This window comes from Streptomyces sp. NBC_00572 (assembly GCF_026341815.1).
Lineage (GTDB): Bacteria > Actinomycetota > Actinomycetes > Streptomycetales > Streptomycetaceae > Streptomyces.
Map to the genome: position 1 here is coordinate 2,855,988 of NZ_JAPENX010000001.1, position 18,644 is coordinate 2,874,631.

Here is an 18,644-nt window from a genome sequence, read left to right on the forward strand (position 1 = left end):
CCCGATGGTTGTGCGGGAACCGTCGGTTCAGCGTCCCAGACGGCCGCGCACCATTCCGACCAGGGTGTTCAGCTCTGCGATCCGCATGCGCTTGGCCGCGACGAAGAAGACACCGAGGAGCACCGCTCCGCCGACGAGCAGGGCGACGAGCGAGCCCAACGCGCCCTCACCGAGGAGCTTCAGCAGGCCGAAGCCGACGGCGCCGGAGACGATCGCGGCGGGCACGGAGGCCATGCAGAGGCGGGCGTAGGTCCGCATCACGTGGGTGCCGTCCAGGTCGCCTCCCAGCAGCTTGCGGAGGCGGCGCCACGCGATGCCGACACCGACGGCGTAGGCGAGGCCGTACGAACCGGCCATGCCGACGACGGCCCACTGGGCGGGCAGGATGACGTAACAGATCGCCGAGGCGGCCGCGTTGACGGCGGCGACGATGACCGTGTTGTAGAAGGGCGTCCGGGTGTCCTCGTAGGCGTAGAAGCCGCGGAGCACGACGTACTGGACGGAGTAGGGGATCAGTCCGAGGCCGAAGGCCATCAGGATGAAGCCCATGCCCTGGGCGGCCTCGACGCCGCTGGAGGCGTAGAGCAGGGTGCACATCGGGACGCCGAGCGCGAGGAAGGCGAAGGAGACGGGGACGATCGCGACGGCCGAGTTGCGCAGGCCCTGCGAGATGTCGTCCCGGACGGCGCCGGGGTCGTTGTCGTGGGCGGCGCGGGAGATCCGCGGCAGCAGCGCGGCCATCACGGAGACCGTGATGATGGCCTGCGGCATGCCCCAGATCAGCTGGGCGTTGGAGTAGGCGAGGAAGCCGGCACCGTTCCTTCCGGACTCCTCACCGGCGGCCGTGGCGAGCTGGGTGACGACCAGGACGCCCGCCTGGTTGGCGAGGACGAAGAGAACGGTCCACTTGGCGAGCTTGACCGTCTTGCCGAGCCCGTGGCCCTTCCAGTCGAAGCGGGGGCGGAAGCGGAAACCCGTCTCCCGCAGATACGGGATCATCGCCAGGGCCTGGACGACGAGGCCGAGCAGGGTGCCGATGCCGAGCAGCCGGATGCCTTCGTCCGGGATGGTCTGCACACCCATGTGGGACTCGGCGGAGGTGCCGTAGACCCAGATGAACAGGCCGAAGGTGACGATCATGACGATGTTGTTGAGGACCGGGGTCCACATCATCGCGCCGAACTTGCCCCGGGCGTTGAGGATCTGACCCATCACCACGTGCACACCCATGAAGAAGATCGTGGGCAGGCAGTAGCGGGCGAAGGTCACGGCCACGCTGTTGGCCGCGGCGTCGTCGGCGATGGTGTTCGACATCAACCGGATGAGCAGTGGCGCCGCGAAGACGGCCAGGGCCACGATCGCGGCGAGCGCCACCATCACCAGGGTGAGCAGACGGTTGGCGTAGGCCTCGCCGCCGTCCTCGTCGTTCTTCATCGAGCGGACGAGCTGCGGGACGAAGACCGAGTTGAGGCCGCCGCCGACGGTGAGGATGTAGATCATCGTCGGCAGGGTGTAGGCGATGGTGAAGGTGTCACCGAGCAGGGCGGCGCCGAGCGCGCCGGTGATCACCAGGCTGCGGACGAAGCCGGTGAGCCGGGAGACCAGGGTGCCGGCGGCCATCACCGCGCTCGACTTCAGCAGCCCGGAGGCGCGGCCGGACTTCTTGGGCGTGGGGGCGGGCATGGGGTCCGGCTCCGGGGCGGGCGGGGGCACCTGGCCGGGCGTCTGCTGGTCCCGGTAGAGGTGCGCGAAGGCGTCCGGCTCGGGCTCCTCCTCGCCGGCCCGGGTCACCAGGTCGTCGACGCCGGTGAACTGGACGGTGCGCGCGTCGTCGCCGTACGGCAGGTGGCGCGAGGGGCCCTCGGGTTCCGGCGCCGGGGTCTGCGCCCACACCCGGGGGTCGGGAGCGTGGTGGGGCGCGGCCGGCTGCTGGTAGAGCGGCTGCGGCTCCTGGTACAGGCCGGGCGGGGGCGGCGGATGCGCGGCGCGGTCGTAGAGCGCCTCGGTCACCGGGTCTTGCGCGGACAGGTCCTGGGCCCGGTACGGGTCATGGGTGAAGACGTCCTGGACGTAGGGGTCCTGGGCGTACGGGTTCTGCGTGGCGGCGTCCTGCGCGTAGGGGTCGTGCCCCTGCCCCTGCGGGCCAGGGGCACCCTGCTGCGGGGGCGGCACCGGCGGGTAGCCGGAGCCGGGGAGCGCCGCGGGCGTCCCACCGGACGGCGGGGTGCCGTCCGAGCCCTGGCCGCGGTCACCGTCGTACGGCGCGTTCATGGTTACCCCACCTCATCGTCCCCGGCCGACCGGCCACGACATCGCTCAACGGTCCACTTTCTCACCCGGGCCCGACGGGTCGCCGCTTTCGGGCCCGGTGTCCGGTGTCGGGTCACTCGGCTGCTCGGGTTCGTCCGCGTCGGGCTTCACCGACGGGGCCGAGGCCTCCTGCGGCTCCGTGTCCACCTCCGGCTCCGGATCCGTCTCGTCCGGAGTGGCGTCCGTCTCCGCCGCTTCGGACTCGGCGTTCCGCGCGGCCACCCGCTTGCGCTGGCTGTACATCCGCACGCCGGCCAGGACGAGGAGCAGGACGCCACCGGCGATCACGAGCATCACCGTGGGGGTGATCTCGGAGACCCGGACGGTGAAGGTCATCGGCTTCCCGTACGGGGTGCCGTCGTCGGTGTAGAGCTGGGCCGTCATCGGCACCTGGCCGTTGACATAGGCGGAGGCGGAGAACTTCACCGACTGGCTGTGGCCACCGTTGATCTTCACGGGCTGCTCGGCGACCCCGTCACCGTTCAGCTTCAGCCGGTGCTTGTTGTCGGAGGTGAGCCGCAGCACGAGGTGTACGTCCTGCAGCAGCTTGTTCTGGACGGTCACGGGGATCGTCGCGCTGCGGCCGGAGAGCGTGAGGTCGGACTTGTCGACCAGCTGGACCCCCTCGGTGAGGGTCTGTAGATACTCCAGGACGTTGATCCGGTAGAGCGCGGCGGCTCTGGCCTGCCCGCGCCACGAGGTCGACATCTCGCGGTTGATCGCGTTGCTGAACGGAGGCACGACGCGGTACTGGGCGGTGAGGATGACCTTGAAGTCGTCCAGCTCGTCGCGGGTGGTCTTCATGTCACGGAAGGCCTGGACGGGCAGCTCCCGGTCGCGCAGCTTCTTCGGGTACCGGGAGCCGGCGGGCACCGCGGTGGAGGCGTCCGGGTCCGGCTTGGCCGTGGCGGCGGCCAGGAGGTCGCTCGGCTGGCTCCACCGCTTGCCTGAGAGCCCCCGCAGGGCGGTCGCCATGGTCTGCGCCTGCGCGACGCTCGGCATCCGCTGCGGGGCGACGACGATGCTGCGCTGGTCCTCGGGCTGTTCCAGGGTGATCGCGAGGGACTGGGCGAGGAACTCCTGGACCGCGAGCGTGGAGTTTTCCGCGCGGACCATGTCCCCGTCGAAGGTGGTGGACAGCAGCGCGTCGCTGACCACCGCCGTGGTGCTGCCGTTGCCGAAGGGGCGGGCAGCCGTGGGCGTGTAGGGGAGGTCGTCGCGGACGCTGTCGCTGCGGGCGATCACCTTGTCGGCCCCGGCCGAGGTCGCCACCGCCACGATGGAGGGGTCGACGGCCCCGTCGACGGGCCAGGCGAATTCGGTGGAGGGCTGGACGTGGAGGATGGTCTCCACCGTCGTCCCGGCGAGGGCGGTCGCCGACTGGAGGTGCCCCAGCGAGCCGGGAACGTCCTTGCCGCGGTGGGCCAGGGAGGCGAGGTCGGGATCGGCGAAGGGAAGGGCGACGACCTTGTGGCCCTGGATCGCCTTCTCGAGGGAGTCCAGCCACCGTTCGGCGACGGCCTGGTTCTTGCCGGGGACGTGCGGGGTGCCGTCCTTGACGCGGTAGCCGTTCGCCATGGCGTCGACCGAGGCCAGCAGATCCGGGTCGACCACCCAGGTGACCGGGAGGTCCTTGCCCAGTGAGACCAGCTCGTCGAGGCGCCCTCCCGGCTTCAGCTCGGCGGCCAGAGCGTCGTCCTCGAACACCGGGGTCTGCTGGTCGTCGGTGGCCGTCTCCGCCGACACATGGGCCGAGGAGATCAGCGGCCAGAGGTAGGTGAGCTGGGTCTTCTTCTCGGTGGCCTCGGGCTGGTACGGCACGAAGGTCCGCTCGATGCCGAGGACCCGGTCGTAGCGCCGGTCCGAGGTCTGCCCCATGAGGGAGACGCCCAGCTGGTAGACGCCCGCCTCGTCGAGTCCGAGATCGGAGACCGGCACGGAGAGGGAGAACTCCGTACTGAGGCCGGGGCCCAGTCGGGGGACCTTCACCGTGGGGGCGTCGTCGAGGGGGGCGGGGTCGCTGTCGTTCCGGAAGCCGGTCCGCTTCGTGACCTGGTCGATCTCGCTGCGGCTCGTCATTCGGGGCCCGACGTGCAGGTCCACGGTCGCGTCGGTGACGGTCTTCTTGCTCCGGTTGGTCACCGTGCCGGTGATGGTGACCGTGTCCCCCTCGACGGGCGCGCTCGGCGCCAGCGTGTCGAGAGACACATCGACGGTCTTCGAACCGGTGGCGTCCTCGGCGGCGGAAGCCGGGGAGGTCGCGGCCGGGGCCTGGAGCAGGCCGGCCAGGAGCGGCGCCCCGAAGGCGACGGTGATTGTGCGCCGCAGCCATCGGCGGGCAGGTGAGGGACCGGTTCCCTGGATGTCTGCCGCCTCGGCCACGCGTTCGCCCGTCCTCGTCGTTGTCTCTGGTGTCAGTGGTGTAGGTGGTTCCCGGTTGCTGTGTCCAGGCATGGTAACGAGGCACGCTGGGAGCAAGTGCCGGGGACTGCTCCAGCCGATCTTCGTCCGGCCCCGTCCGGCGGCTCGGTGGGTCCTGCCCACGGGAAAACGCGGACGTCACCGCGAGCCGGGGCACGTACCCTTTTCTGTTGTGCCGAACGCCAACGAAGACACCCCGACTGCACTGAGCCAGGTGCAACGCCGCGCGGTCAGTGAACTGCTGCGTGTGTCCCCCGTCGCCGACGACCTCGCCCGCCGTTTCCGGGAGGCCGGGTTCAGCCTCGCGCTGGTCGGTGGCTCGGTCCGGGATGCGTTGCTCGGCCGGCTCGGCAACGACCTGGACTTCACCACCGACGCCCGCCCCGAGGACGTACTGAAGATCGTCCGCCCGTGGGCCGACGCGGTGTGGGAGGTCGGCATCGCCTTCGGGACGGTGGGCTCCCAGAAGGAGGCCCGCGTCGGAGACGTCGTTCAGAGCTTCCAGATCGAGGTCACCACGTATCGCTCGGAGGCGTACGACCGGACCTCGCGCAAGCCCGAGGTCTCCTACGGCGACTCCATCGACGAGGACCTCGTCCGGCGTGACTTCACCGTCAACGCCATGGCCGTGGCCCTCCCGGAGAAGGAGTTCATCGACCCGTACGGAGGCCTTGAGGACCTCGCCGCCCGGGTGCTCCGTACGCCGGGTACGCCGGAGGAGTCCTTCTCCGATGACCCGCTGCGCATGATGCGGGCCGCGCGTTTCGCCGCCCAGCTGGACTTCGAGGTCGCCCCCGAGGTCGTCACGGCGATGAAGGAGATGTCCGGCCGGATCGAGATCGTCTCCGCCGAACGGGTCCGTGACGAGCTCAACAAGCTGCTGCTCTCCGCCCACCCCAGGAAGGGCCTCGGGCTCCTCGTGGACACCGGTCTCGCCGACCATGTGCTTCCCGAGCTGCCCGCGCTCCGTCTGGAGAGCGATGAGCACCATCGCCATAAGGACGTCTACGAGCACTCGCTGACCGTGCTCGACCAGGCCATCGATCTGGAGGAGGACGGCCCCGACCTGGTGCTGCGCCTCGCGGCCCTGCTCCACGACATCGGCAAGCCGCGCACCCGCCGTTTCGAGAAGGACGGCCGGGTCTCCTTCCACCACCACGAGGTGGTGGGCGCGAAGATGACCAAGAAGCGCATGACCGCGCTCAAGTACTCCAACGAGATGATCAAGGACGTCTCGCGGCTCGTGGAGTTGCATCTCCGCTTCCACGGCTACGGGACCGGCGAATGGACCGATTCGGCCGTGCGCCGTTACGTCCGTGACGCCGGGCCGATGCTCTCGCGTCTGCACAAGCTGACCCGCTCGGACTGCACCACCCGCAACAAGCGCAAGGCGGGCGCGCTCTCCCGTGCCTACGACGGCCTGGAGGACCGCATCGCCCAGCTCCAGGAGCAGGAGGAGCTCGACGCGATCCGTCCCGACCTCGACGGCAACCAGATCCAGGAGATCCTGAGCATCGGTCCCGGTCCCGCCATCGGCCAGGCCTACAAGTTCCTGCTGGAGCTCCGGCTGGAGAACGGGCCGATGGAGCACGACGAGGCCGTCGCCGCACTCAAGGAGTGGTGGGCCGCACAGAGCTGAGCCGCGTCCCGACGCTGCGATGTTTCACGTGAAACATCGCAGCGCGCGAGACCCGTGAGGGGTGACGTTTCACGTGAAACGTCACCCCTTCGCGCGTTCCCCGCGCAACGCCAGGGCGATCGCCGCGTAGATCACGGCCACCAGGACGATCAGCAGGGCGGAACGGCCGTCGGGTGGCAGCATCAGCGCGGCGACCCCCGCCGCGGCCACGAAGGCCACGTTGAACAGCACGTCGTACAGCGCGAAGACCCGGCCTCGGTAGGCGTCGTCCACGGACGTCTGCACCACCGTGTCCGTCGCGATCTTGGATCCCTGGGTGATGAGCCCGAGGACGAAGGCGGCGACGAAGAACGGAGCGGGGGCGAAGGTCAGGCCGAGCAGCGGTTCCAGCACGGCGGCCGTCGCCGCGCACACCGTCATCCAGCCGAAGGGGCCGAGCCGTCCCACGGCCCAGGGGGAGAGCACGGCCGCCGCGAAGAAGCCCGCGCCCGAGGCGGCGACGGCGATTCCGAGGAGTCCGAGCCCTTCGGACTCCGTGGAGCTCCACTCGTAGCGGCAGAGCATGAGCACGGTGACGAGCAGCGCTCCGTAACAGAAGCGCATGAGGCTCACCGCGGCGAGGGCGCGGGCCGCGGGCCGCCGTTCGCCGAGGTGTCGCACTCCCTCGGCGAGGCCGCGGGCCGTGGAGGCCAGGGTCGAGGCGAGCCGCTGGGGCACGAGGCCGGGATCGGGCCCCAGGAGTTCCCTGGACATCCGCAGGGAGGCGAGGGCGGCGCAGAGGTAGAGAACGGCGCCGAAGGCCACCACGGCGGCGTCGGACTTGTCGGCGATCAGCTGGATGCCGAACGCGAGACCGCCTCCCACGGTCGCGGCGAGAGTGCCGGCGGTGGGGGAGAGCGAGTTCGCCACGACCAGCCGTTCGGCGTCGACGACTCGCGGGAGCGAGGCCGAGAGACCCGCGAGGACGAAGCGGTTGACGGCCGTGACGGAGAGCGCGGAGGCGTAGAAGAGCCACTCGGGGACGGAGGCGAGGACGAGTACGGCGGTCCCGCCGGCGAGGACGGCCCGCAGGAGGTTGCCGTACAGGAAGACCTGGCGGCGCTGCCAGCGGTCGAGGAGCACGCCCGCGAAGGGCCCGACGAGCGAGTACGGCAGCAGGAGGACCGCCATGGCGGAGGCGATCGCTGCCGGGGAGGTCTGTTTCTCGGGGGAGAAGACGACGTACGTGGCCAGGGCCACCTGGTAGACGCCGTCGGCGCACTGGGAGAGCAGCCGGACGGCGAGCAGGCGGCGGAAGTTCGTCAGGCGCAGGAGTACGCGCAGATCACGTACGACGGACATGGCAGCAAGACTCACATACGACGAGGGCCCCCGGGCAGTGCCGCGGGGACCCTCGATCGACAAGCGTGCGGAGCTTTAGCGCTCGACCTCACCCTTGATGAACTTCTCGACGTTGGCCAGGGCCTCGTCGTCGAAGTACTGCACCGGCGGGCTCTTCATGAAGTAGCTCGACGCGGACAGGATGGGGCCGCCGATGCCGCGGTCCTTGGCGATCTTCGCGGCGCGCAGGGCGTCGATGATGACACCCGCCGAGTTCGGGGAGTCCCACACCTCGAGCTTGTACTCGAGGTTCAGCGGAACGTCGCCGAAGGCACGGCCTTCGAGGCGCACGTACGCCCACTTGCGGTCGTCCAGCCAGGCCACGTAGTCCGAGGGACCGATGTGGACGTTCTTCTCGCCCATCTCGCGGTCGGGGATCTGCGAGGTGACGGCCTGGGTCTTGGAGATCTTCTTGGACTCCAGGCGGTCGCGCTCCAGCATGTTCTTGAAGTCCATGTTGCCGCCGACGTTGAGCTGCATGGTGCGCTCAAGACGGACACCGCGGTCCTCGAACAGCTTCGCCATCACACGGTGCGTGATGGTCGCGCCGACCTGCGACTTGATGTCGTCGCCGACGATCGGGACGCCCGCCTCGGTGAACTTGTCAGCCCACTCCTTGGTGCCGGCGATGAAGACCGGAAGGGCGTTGACGAAGGCGACCTTGGCGTCGATGGCGGCCTGGGCGTAGAACTTCGCCGCGTCCTCGGAACCCACCGGCAGGTAGCAGATGAGAACGTCGACCTGGCGGTCCTTGAGGATCTGGACGACGTCCACCGGCTCCTCGGCGGACTCCTCGATGGTCAGGCGGTAGTACTTGCCGAGACCGTCGAGCGTGTGACCGCGCTGGACCGTGACGCCCTTGTTCGGGACGTCGCAGATCTTGATGGTGTTGTTCTCGCTGGCGCCGATGGCGTCGGAGAGGTCGAGGCCGACCTTCTTCGCGTCGACGTCGAAGGCGGCCACGAACTCGATGTCACGGACGTGGTAGTCGCCGAACTGGACGTGCATCAGGCCGGGCACCTTGGCCGCCGGGTCGGCGTCCTTGTAGTACTCGACGCCCTGCACCAGCGAGGCGGCGCAGTTGCCCACGCCGACGATGGCTACGCGAACCGAACCCATTCCGGTTGCTCCCTGTTAGATCGTGGAAGCCCTGCTGTGCGCAGGGTTTCACTTGGCGGTGTCGTCGGACGGATCCGGCCGGGTACTGCCCCCGTGCCGGGGCAGGCCGCCCGTCTCTCCAGAATCGTTGTCGTGCAGAGCGGGGGCGTCGGGGCCGGATCGCTGATCCCGCCCTGCCCGCTCGCTCTCGATGAGCTCGTTCAGCCAGCGCACTTCGCGCTCCACGGACTCCATACCGTGGCGCTGCAGCTCAAGCGTGTAGTCGTCGAGGCGCTCGCGGGTCCGGGCCAGAGAGGCGCGCATCTTCTCCAGACGCTCCTCCAGCCGGCTGCGGCGGCCTTCGAGGACCCTCATCCGCACCTCGCGCTCGGTCTGCCCGAAGAAGGCGAAGCGTGCGGCGAAGTGCTCGTCCTCCCAGGCGTCCGGGCCGGTGTGGGACAGGAGCTCCTCGAAGTGCTCCTTACCCGCGGCCGTCAACCGGTAGACGATCTTGGCTCGGCGTCCTGCGAGTGAAGCGGCGAGGGCTTCCTCGGGAGCGCTGCCCGGTTCCTCGATCAACCAGCCGTTGGCGACCAGCGTCTTGAGGCAGGGGTACAGCGTTCCGTAGCTGAAGGCCCGGAAGACGCCCAGCGAGGTGTTGAGGCGCTTCCGCAGCTCGTACCCGTGCATCGGAGCCTCGCGCAGCAGGCCGAGAACAGCGAACTCGAGGATGCCGGAGCGTCTGCTCATTCGTCGCCTCCTCCTCCGCCTTCGGGGCTCTTATGCCGTGCTGATGTATCGACTCGATACATCAGCACGATAGAACGGCCCGTCTGTCTCGACAAGTGGGACCGCCGTGACCGGCGTCACATCGTCAATTCACAGCGATCGACTTGCCTGATTTGGGGTGAACTCCGGCCCTAGGTGGGTTTTGGCCGTGCGTAGTCTGTGCGGCATGCAGAACACCGGGAACCGAGCGCTGCCGAGGGGCGTCAGTGCTCCGGGTGACCGGCTGCGATACGGAGGGGCCTCCGATGGGGCTCCGGCCGTGCGCATTTCGGGGGGACCGGAACTCAACTGCCGCTTCCAGGCCTGTGTGCCTGCCCGAGGAGTAGTCGTTCGATGAGCGAGCATCGTCGCAAAATGCCGCCGCAGCAGCCGCCGACGGGCGGTCGCGCGGCGGCACGGCGCGCTGCCCAGCAGCCGGTGGGCCGCAGGTCGGCCCCGGCCCAGGACGTCGGTACGGGGGCCCCTTCGGCCTCGTACGGACCCCGTTCCTCTCATGGAGAGGAGCAGCAAGCCTATGGAGGCCGCGCGGAGGCCCGTAGGGCTGCCCAGCGCGGCAGCCGCCGCAGGGGGGCGGAGGCCGGCCCCGGTGGCCCGGCCGGCCCCGGGGGCGGCCGGCGTGGTGGCGGTGGCGGCGGCGGTGGTGGCCGCGGTCCTGGTCGCGGCCCCGGTGGCCGTCCGCCGGGCAAGAGGCGCATGATCGACTACCCGAGGTACGGCAAGTACGGCTGGCGTCGCTGGATGCCGTCGTGGAAGTTCGTGACGGGCACCTTCCTGTTCGTCGTGGCGAGCGTGATGGGCGCTGCCTTCATCGCGTATTCGCGGGTGGAGGTGCCCAACGAGGCTCTGTCCGCGAAGTCGCAGAACAACATCTACTACTGGGCCGACAAGACCCGGATGGTCGCGACGGGCAGCGGTACGAACCGTCAGATCGTTCCGTTCGCGAAGATTCCGAAGTCCATGCAGGACGCGGTGATCTCGGCCGAGAACAAGACCTTCTGGGACGACTCCGGAATCGACCCCATGGGTATCGGCCGCGCCGTGTGGAACATGGCCAAGGGCGGCGAGACCCAGGGTGGCTCGACGATCACCCAGCAGTACGTGAAGAACAACCGCCTCGACGACCAGTCGCAGACGATCAGCCGAAAGGTGAAGGAACTCTTCATCTCCATGAAGGTCGGCAACGAGACCGACAAAGAAGAAATCATGGCCGGCTATCTGAACACCGCGTACTACGGACGCGGCGCCTACGGCGTTCAGGCGGCGGCTCGCGCCTACTTCAACACGGACGCCGAGAAGCTCAACCCCAGCCAGTCGGCGCTGCTCGCCGCGGTCCTCAAGGGCGCGACGTACTACGACCCGGCCGGCTATCCCGAGATCGACCCCGAGGCCACGCCCGAGAAGAACACCGTGCGGGCCACCAAGCGGTGGTCATGGATTCTCGACGAGATGCAGAAGGACGGGTCCCTTCCGGCCGAGGAGCGCGCGAAGTACACGAAGTTCCCCAAGATCGAGGGGCCCAAGAAGAGCGCCAATCTGAGCGGTCAGATCGGATATCTGGTCAGTACCGCCAAGGCGAACGTCAAGGCGCAGTTCGGTATCACCGAACAGGATCTGGAGCGCGGCGGCTACGAGATCTACACCACCTTCGAGAAGGACAAGGTGGACAAGATGGAATCCGTGATCAAGGGCGTGATCAAGGAGAACATCGACCCGAAGAAGCGCCCGAAGACGGACACCCACGTCCAGTTCGGCGGCGCTTCCGTCGACACGGCGACCGGGAAGATCGTCGCCCTCTACGGCGGCGCCGACGCCACCAAGCACTTCCAGAGCAACGCCGACAGCACCGGCGCCCAGGTCGGATCGACGTTCAAGCCCTTCGTGCTGGCCGCCGCGATGAAGGACGGCGTCCGGGACCCGGAGCTCAGTGCCGATCAGGACGCGTCCGACCGCACGATCCTGGACCCGGACAAGAGCCTCTACAACGGCAAGGACGACCTGGAGATCCGCCGGTACAACGGGGAGATCTGGAAGGACGAGAACGGGGACGAGTGGCGCCAGAGCAATGACGAGGACGCCAGCTACGGGCCCATCTCGCTGCGCTACGCCATGATCAAGTCCGCCAACTCGCCGTATGTGCAGCTCGGCATGGACGTCGGCATCGACAAGGTCCGCGAAGCCGCCGTGGCCGCCGGACTCCGCGAGGAATCCCTCGTCAAGGGTGAGGTGCCCTCCTTCTCCCTCGGTGTCTCCAGCCCGAGCGCCATTCGCATGGCCGGCGCGTACGCCACCTTCGCCAACGAGGGCAAGCAGAACGACCCCTACTCCGTCGAGATGGTGAAGAAGAGCGGCGTCGTCTACAAGAAGCACGAGGACAAGACCAAGGTGGCCTTCAGCCCGGCCATCGCCGGCAACGTCACCGACGTGCTGCGGAGCGTCGTGGACGACGACCGGGGCACCGGCCGGAAGGCGCGGATCCCGGGCCGCGCGGTGGCCGGCAAGACCGGTACGACCGACGACAACATGTCGGCCTGGTTCGTGGGCTACACGGCCCAGCTGTCGACCGCGATCGACATGTACCGCTTCGACGACGACGGGACCAAGAAGGACCGCAAGTTCGAGAAGATGTACGGCACGGGCGACCAGCCGACGATTCACGGTTCGTCGTTCCCCTCGCGGATCTGGCGGGAGTACATGACGGATGCCGTGGAGGGCATGCCGCTGGTGGACTTCCCGAAGCCGGAGAAGCTGGAAGGCGCCCAGCCCGTCTTCGGCGGCGGCGCCAAGAGCCCGACGCCGACCCCGACGGCCACGCCGACGCCGACCGAGACCTCGGCGACGCCGACGACGGCTCCCCCGACCACCACAGCGCCTCCGACGACGACTCCCCCGCCGACGCGGACGCCGAAGCCGGGCAAGACGACCTGTGGCGTCTGGGACTGGGACTGCAACAACACCGAGGAACCGGGCAACCCGGGCGGGAACACCGGGCAGCCCACCACCACGCCACCCGCCACCGACACACCGACGCCGACGGACTCACCGACGGACGACGGCCCAGGTGGGGGCAACGGCAAGCCCGGCGACGGGACCTGGATCCCCTGATCCTCGTCCGGGGCACTCGCTGATCCCCCGTCGACGCACTCCGTGAGGGCCGCCGCGTCCGATCCGTACCTTCCGTACGGGTCGGCCGCGGCGGCCCTCACCGTTTTCCCGGAGCCGTACGGCAGGATGTCCCCCATGCCGAGCCTCCAGAAGACGAGTGCGCCGCAGGACCGGTCGCAGGGCCGCTCGCAGACGGTCATCCCCACCCACCGGGACAAGGTGGCCGCCGCGGGCAGCGAACTGATCGGAGGCCCCTACGGCCGACGGGCGGTGACCGGCACCGGGCAGCTGACGCCGGTGCGGGTGATCGCCCTCGTCGCCATCGGCATGTTTGCCCTCGGCATGGTGCAGAAGCTGCCCTGCTACAACTGGGCCTGGTTCCGGGGCACGACCTCCCAGTACACCCACGCCTGCTACTCGGACATCCCGCACCTCTTCTCGGGGCGGGGCTTCGCCGACGGCCTGGTGCCGTACTTCGACCGGCTGGGCGGCGACATACCGTTTCTGGAGTACCCGGTCCTGACCGGGCTCTTCATGGAGGTCGCGGCCTGGCTGACGCCGGGCGGCGGCGACACCATGCAGCAGGAGCAGTCGTACTGGCTGGCCAACGCGGGTCTGCTGATGGTCTGCGCGGCCGTCCTCGCGGTCTGTGTGGCCCGGACGCACCGGCTGCGTCCCTGGGACGGGCTGCTCGTCGCCCTGGCCCCCTCGGTCGCGCTGACCGCCACCATCAACTGGGACATACTGGCCGTCGCGCTGACCGCCGCCGCGATCCTGATGTGGTCGCGCGGACGCCCGCTGGCCTTCGGCATCCTGCTCGGCCTGGCCACCGCTGCCAAGTTCTACCCGATACTGCTCCTCTGCCCGCTGCTGTTGCTCTGCTGGCGGGCCGGGAAGTGGCGGGAGTACGGGACCGCGGTGCTCGGTGCGGGCGGCGCGTGGCTGGTGGTGAACCTGCCCGTGATGCTGCTGGCCCCCGAGGGCTGGAAGCAGTTCTACCTCTTCAGCCGGGACCGGAACGTCGACTTCGGTTCGATCTGGCTGCTGGTCAGCCAGCGGACGGGCGACGCGATCACGCCGGACCAGGCCAACCTGTACGCGCTGCTGCTGATGGTGCTGGCGGTCGGCGGGCTCGCCTACCTGGCGTTCACCGCGCCCCGCAGGCCGCGCTTCGTCCAGCTGGCCTTCCTGATCGTCGCCGCGTTCGTGCTGACCAACAAGGTCTACTCACCGCAGTACGTGCTGTGGCTGGTCCCGCTGGCGGCGCTCGCCCGGCCGCGCTGGCGCGACTTCCTGGTCTGGCAGGCGTGCGAGGTCATGTACTTCGTGGGCGTCTGGATGTACCTGGCGTTCACGACCAGCGGCAACAGCAAGCAGGGACTGCCGGTGGACGGCTACCAGTTCGCGATCGTCCTGCACCTGCTCGGCACCCTGTACCTGTGCGCGATGGTCGTACGCGACATCCTCACGCCCGAGAAGGACCCGGTCCGGCAGGACGGGGGGGACGACCCCTCCGGGGGCGTCCTGGACGGTGCGGAGGACGTCTTCGTCGCGGGCAGGGCGGCCCATCCGGCCCGGCACGCGGCCCTGCCCGCCGAGGACGGGCCGCGGGTGGAATGGGGCACCCCCAGGAGCTGAGCTCCCGGGGGTGAGGGGGACCGGCCGGCTCAGCGCTCGACGAGCCGGTCGAACTGCGTCGTGGTGTGGCGCAGATGCGCCACGAGCTCGTCGCCGACCCGGGGCTCCTGGGCATCGGACGGGACGAACAGGATCGACACCTGCATGTGCGGCGGCTCGGCGAACCAGCGCTGCTTCCCGGCCCAGACGAACGGCGAAAGGTTCCGGTTGACGGTGGCGAGACCGGCCCGTGCGACGCCCTTGGCGCGCGGCATGACGCCGTGCATCGCCTTGGGGGCCTCCAGGCCCACGCCGTGCGAGGTGCCGCCGGCGACGACGACCAGCCAGCCGTCCGACGCGGCCTTCTGCTGGCGGTAGCCGAACCGGTCGCCCTTGGAGACCCGGGTCACGTCGAGGACCGCGCCCCGGTACTCCGTGGCCTCGTGGTCACCCAGCCACAGGCGGGTGCCGATCCGGGCGCGGAAGCGGGTCTGGGGGAACTGCTGCTGGAGCCGTGCCTGTTCCTCGGCCCGCAGATGGCTGACGAACATGGTGTGCAGCGGCAGCCGGGCGGCGCGCAGCCGGTCCATCCACCCGATGACCTCCTCGACGGCGTCGGTGCCGTCCGGGCGGTCCAGGGGAAGGTGGAGCGCGAAGCCCTCCAGGCGCACGTCCTCGGTGGCGGCGTGGAGCTGCGGGAGCTCCTCCTCGCGGACACCGTGCCGCTTCATCGAGCTCATGCACTCGATGACGACCCGGGCCCCCACCAGGGCGTGGACGCCGTCCACCGACGACACGGAACGGATGACCCGGTCGGGCAGCGGAACCGGTTCCTCACCCCGTCGGAAGGGGGTGAGGACCAGCAGGTCGCCGCTGAACCAGTCCTTGATCTTCGCGGCCTCGTACGTGGTGCCCACGGCGAGCATGTCGGCGCCGAACCGGGCCGCCTCGTCTGCGAGGCGCTCGTGGCCGAAGCCGTAGCCGTTGCCCTTGCAGACCGGGATCACACCGGGGAACTGGTCGATGACGGTCTTCTGGTGCGCGCGCCAGCGAGCGGTGTCGACGTAGAGGGAGAGCGCCATGGCCGGCCCGGAACCTTTCTGATGGCAGCGGTGTATCAAAGGTATGTACGAGACTACGGAAACGTCAGCGGTACGGCACGGGGCAGCGACGCGACGTCACGGATCAGCGGCGCGACATGTAGATGTCGAGCGCCTTGTGCAGCAGCTTGTTGAGCGGGAAGTCCCACTCGCCGACGTACTCGACGGCCTCGCCGCCCGTGCCCACCTTGAACTGGATGAGCCCGAAGAGGTGGTCGGTCTCGTCGAGCGAGTCCGAGATGCCCCGCAGGTCGTAGACGGTCGCACCCATCGCGTAGGCGTCGCGCAGCATGCGCCACTGCATCGCGTTCGAGGGCCGGACCTCACGGCCGATGTTGTCGGAGGCGCCGTAGGAGTACCAGACGTGGCCGCCGACGACGAGCATCGTCGCCGCGGAGAGGTTCACGCCGTTGTGGCGGGCGAAGTAGAGCCGCATGCGGTTGGGGTCCTCGCTGTTGAGGACGGTCCACATGCGCTGGAAGTACGAGAGCGGGCGCGGCCGGAAGTGGTCACGGACGGCCGTGATCTCGTACAGGCGCTGCCACTCGGCCAGGTCCTCGTAGCCGCCCTGGACGACCTCGACACCGGCCTTCTCGGCCTTCTTGATGTTGCGGCGCCACAGCTGGTTGAAGCCCTTGAGGACATCGTCGAGCGAGCGGTTCGCGAGCGGGACCTGGAAGACGTAGCGGGGCTGCACGTCACCGAAGCCGGCGCCGCCGTCCTCGGCCTGCTGCCAGCCCATCTTCCGCAGCCGGTCGGCGACTTCGAAGGCACGCGGCTCGATGTGGGTGGCCTCGACGTCCTTGAGGCGCTTGACGTCCGGGTCCTGGATGCCGGCCTTGATGGCGGCCGAGTCCCAGCGTCGGATGACGACCGGCGGGCCCATCTTCACCGAGAAGGCGCCCTGCTGCTTGAGGTGCGCCAGCATCGGCTGCAGCCAGTCGTCGAGGTTGGGCGCGTGCCAGTTGATGACCGGGCCCTCGGGCAGATAGGCGAGGTAGCGCTTGATCTTCGGGAGCTGGCGGTAGAGCACCAGGCCGGCGCCTACGAGCTCGCCGTTCTTGTCGAACCAGCCGAGGTTCTCCGAGCGCCACTCGGTCTTCACATCAGCCCACGCCGGGACCTGGCAGTGGCTCGCCGCGGGCTGGCTCTGGATGAAACCCAGATGCTGCTCACGGCTGATGGTCCTCAGGGTCAGGCTCATGCGGGGCGCTCCTCGGCAGGTGTGTCCCCATCGGTCAGGGGCTCCGGCTCTCGCGCCGAAGCCTACTGTGACCGGGGAGCGCCCCGGATGGGCGTGTACGCCCTGACGTGCCGCTCGGCTCAGCTGATGACGCCGCCGAAGAGACCGCCGTGGGCCATACCGAGGTAGAAGCCGAACGCCGATGCGCCGAGTCCGACGATCAGCAGGAAGCGTTCGCGGGTCGTCACGGAGATGAACTGTCCGTACGCGCCGGTCAGGATGCCGATCAGGCCTGACCAGGAGCTCAGTAGGTGCAGGTTGTAGAACTGCGCGGTGACGAAGGCGACGACGCCGAGCACCAGTGTCACGCCGACCAGGGTGTCCTGGATCGGGTGCGGTTTGCCGTCGGTGGCGAAGAGGGAGTGGCCGGGGTCGGGTCGCATTGCCTGTGCCATGGGGCACCTCCTGGCGTGGCTACCGGAAGGCGGCGCATCGTAGCGCCGCCGACATCCGTTGTGTACAGATTGCGTCCCCTCACCAGTGAATTTCAACCGCAGGGCGATGAGCGGGTACTCTGTACGATCTGCACCGGTGTCTGCCCTGGTCCGTCTGGATCCCGGCAGTGCCCCTCGTTCGCCGAGGGGGACTGTCAGTGGTGGCGGATACCGTTGCTTACGCATCACGACCCTCCTGCCACGGAACGACCGTGGCCGCTGAGTCCAAAGGAGGTGGGTTCCACATGCGTCACTACGAAGTGATGGTCATCCTCGACCCCGATCTCGAGGAGCGCGCTGTCTCCCCGCTGATCGAGAACTTCCTTTCCGTCGTCCGTGAGGGCAACGGAAAGGTCGAGAAGGTCGACACCTGGGGCCGTCGTCGTCTCGCCTACGAGATCAAGAAGAAGCCCGAGGGCATCTACTCGGTCATCGACCTGCAGGCCGAGCCTGCAGTCGTCAAGGAGCTCGACCGGCAGCTCAACCTGAACGAGTCGGTCCTCCGGACCAAGGTCCTCCGTCCCGAGACCCACTGAGCATCTAGCTCAGTGGTCATCGGATCCGAGTAGCAACAAAGCAGCCAGAAGCAATCCCGCCGAGAGGTTCCCCCATGGCAGGCGAGACCGTCATCACGGTCGTCGGCAATCTTGTCGACGACCCCGAGCTGCGCTTCACCCCGTCCGGTGCGGCGGTCGCGAAGTTCCGTATCGCGTCCACCCCCCGCACCTTCGACCGTCAGACCAATGAGTGGAAGGACGGCGAAAGCCTCTTCCTCACCTGCTCGGTCTGGCGTCAGGCGGCGGAGAACGTCGCCGAGTCGCTTCAGCGAGGCATGCGCGTCGTCGTGCAGGGCCGGCTGAAGCAGCGGTCCTATGAGGACCGTGAGGGCGTCAAGCGCACGGTCTACGAGCTGGATGTCGAGGAAGTCGGCCCCAGCCTCAAGAACGCCACGGCCAAGGTCACCAAGACCACCGGTCGAGGCGGCCAGGGTGGTTACGGCGGGGGCGGCGGCGGCCAGCAGGCCGGCGGCGGTGGCAGCTGGGGTGGAAACTCCGGCGGTGGCCAGCAGGGTGGTGGCGGTGCTCCCGCCGACGACCCGTGGGCGACCGGCGGTGCCTCCTCCTCCGGCGGCGGCCAGCAGCAGGGCAGCGGTGGCAGCTGGGGTGGAAACTCCGGCGGCGGCTACTCGGACGAGCCCCCCTTCTAGGGCACGCCCTCGAAGCAGCTCGTACCCCCATTCTTGATCACACAGGAGAAACACCATGGCGAAGCCGCCTGTGCGCAAGCCTAAGAAGAAGGTCTGCGCGTTCTGCAAGGACAAGACCGTCTACGTGGACTACAAGGACACGAACATGCTGCGGAAGTTCATTTCCGACCGCGGCAAGATCCGTGCCCGCCGCGTGACCGGCAACTGCACGCAGCACCAGCGTGACGTCGCCACGGCCGTCAAGAACAGCCGTGAGATGGCGCTGCTGCCCTACACGTCCACCGCGCGATAAGGAAAGGGTGAC

General features: G+C 68.8%; 14 protein-coding genes. 6 read left to right on the forward strand and 8 right to left on the reverse strand.

Annotated features, from left to right (window positions below):
• Positions 1-27 precede the first annotated feature (27 nt).
• Both murJ and OG514_RS13110 read right to left on the reverse strand, forming a co-directional pair.
• Positions 28-2,271: a murein biosynthesis integral membrane protein MurJ gene (murJ, locus tag OG514_RS13105; RefSeq protein ID WP_266894122.1), complete on the reverse strand. Its 2,244-nt coding sequence runs from the start codon at positions 2,269-2,271 to the stop codon at positions 28-30.
• A gap of 45 nt (positions 2,272-2,316) precedes the next feature.
• Positions 2,317-4,692 carry a DUF6049 family protein gene (locus OG514_RS13110; RefSeq protein ID WP_266894124.1) on the reverse strand — a complete coding sequence of 792 codons (2,376 nt, stop codon included), beginning with the start codon at positions 4,690-4,692 and terminating at the stop codon, positions 2,317-2,319.
• A gap of 211 nt (positions 4,693-4,903) precedes the next feature.
• Between OG514_RS13110 and OG514_RS13115 the strand changes: the two genes are divergently transcribed.
• The gene (locus OG514_RS13115) at positions 4,904-6,370 is read left to right on the forward strand and encodes a CCA tRNA nucleotidyltransferase (protein ID WP_266894126.1); all 1,467 of its coding nucleotides are present in this window, start codon (positions 4,904-4,906) and stop codon (positions 6,368-6,370) included.
• Between the two features lie 81 nt (positions 6,371-6,451).
• Here the strand turns inward: OG514_RS13115 and OG514_RS13120 are convergent, their stop codons facing one another.
• From OG514_RS13120 to OG514_RS13130, 3 genes are all read right to left on the reverse strand, one after another.
• Positions 6,452-7,711: an MFS transporter gene (locus OG514_RS13120; protein WP_266894128.1), complete on the reverse strand. Its 1,260-nt coding sequence runs from the start codon at positions 7,709-7,711 to the stop codon at positions 6,452-6,454.
• A gap of 75 nt (positions 7,712-7,786) precedes the next feature.
• On the reverse strand, positions 7,787-8,869 hold the full coding sequence (locus OG514_RS13125; protein WP_266894130.1) for an inositol-3-phosphate synthase: 1,083 nt from the start codon (positions 8,867-8,869) through the stop codon (positions 7,787-7,789).
• Positions 8,870-8,917: 48 nt separating this feature from the next.
• Positions 8,918-9,598 (reverse strand): PadR family transcriptional regulator, encoded by a 681-nt coding sequence (locus tag OG514_RS13130; RefSeq protein ID WP_189833684.1) that lies wholly within the window; start codon positions 9,596-9,598, stop codon positions 8,918-8,920.
• A 372-nt stretch (positions 9,599-9,970) separates the two neighbouring features.
• On the opposite strand from OG514_RS13130, the gene OG514_RS13135 reads away from it, so the two are divergent.
• Together OG514_RS13135 and OG514_RS13140 are read left to right on the forward strand one after the other, a co-directional pair.
• Entirely contained in the window at positions 9,971-12,739 is a 2,769-nt protein-coding gene (locus tag OG514_RS13135) for a transglycosylase domain-containing protein (RefSeq protein WP_266894134.1), read from the forward strand.
• A 135-nt stretch (positions 12,740-12,874) separates the two neighbouring features.
• Complete coding sequence (locus OG514_RS13140) at positions 12,875-14,377, forward strand: glycosyltransferase family 87 protein (protein ID WP_266894136.1); 1,503 nt, start codon at positions 12,875-12,877, stop codon at positions 14,375-14,377.
• Between the two features lie 29 nt (positions 14,378-14,406).
• Here OG514_RS13140 and OG514_RS13145 read toward each other — a convergent pair whose 3' ends face one another.
• The 3 genes from OG514_RS13145 to OG514_RS13155 all read right to left on the reverse strand — a co-directional run bounded on the left by OG514_RS13145 (position 14,407) and on the right by OG514_RS13155 (position 17,094).
• On the reverse strand, positions 14,407-15,438 hold the full coding sequence (locus tag OG514_RS13145; protein ID WP_266894138.1) for an alanine racemase: 1,032 nt from the start codon (positions 15,436-15,438) through the stop codon (positions 14,407-14,409).
• A 103-nt stretch (positions 15,439-15,541) separates the two neighbouring features.
• Complete coding sequence (locus OG514_RS13150) at positions 15,542-16,660, reverse strand: peptidoglycan bridge formation glycyltransferase FemA/FemB family protein (protein ID WP_266894140.1); 1,119 nt, start codon at positions 16,658-16,660, stop codon at positions 15,542-15,544.
• A 119-nt stretch (positions 16,661-16,779) separates the two neighbouring features.
• Entirely contained in the window at positions 16,780-17,094 is a 315-nt protein-coding gene (locus tag OG514_RS13155; RefSeq protein WP_266894142.1) for a hypothetical protein, read from the reverse strand.
• A 284-nt stretch (positions 17,095-17,378) separates the two neighbouring features.
• Between OG514_RS13155 and rpsF the strand changes: the two genes are divergently transcribed.
• From rpsF to rpsR, 3 genes are all read left to right on the forward strand, one after another.
• Complete coding sequence (gene rpsF / locus OG514_RS13160; protein WP_015034882.1) at positions 17,379-17,669, forward strand: 30S ribosomal protein S6; 291 nt, start codon at positions 17,379-17,381, stop codon at positions 17,667-17,669.
• Between the two features lie 74 nt (positions 17,670-17,743).
• Positions 17,744-18,340, forward strand: coding sequence for a single-stranded DNA-binding protein (locus OG514_RS13165; protein ID WP_266894144.1), 597 nt, complete (start codon positions 17,744-17,746; stop codon positions 18,338-18,340).
• 55 nt (positions 18,341-18,395) lie between these two features.
• The gene (gene rpsR, locus OG514_RS13170; RefSeq protein ID WP_003956534.1) at positions 18,396-18,632 is read left to right on the forward strand and encodes a 30S ribosomal protein S18; all 237 of its coding nucleotides are present in this window, start codon (positions 18,396-18,398) and stop codon (positions 18,630-18,632) included.
• Positions 18,633-18,644: the final 12 nt, after the last annotated feature.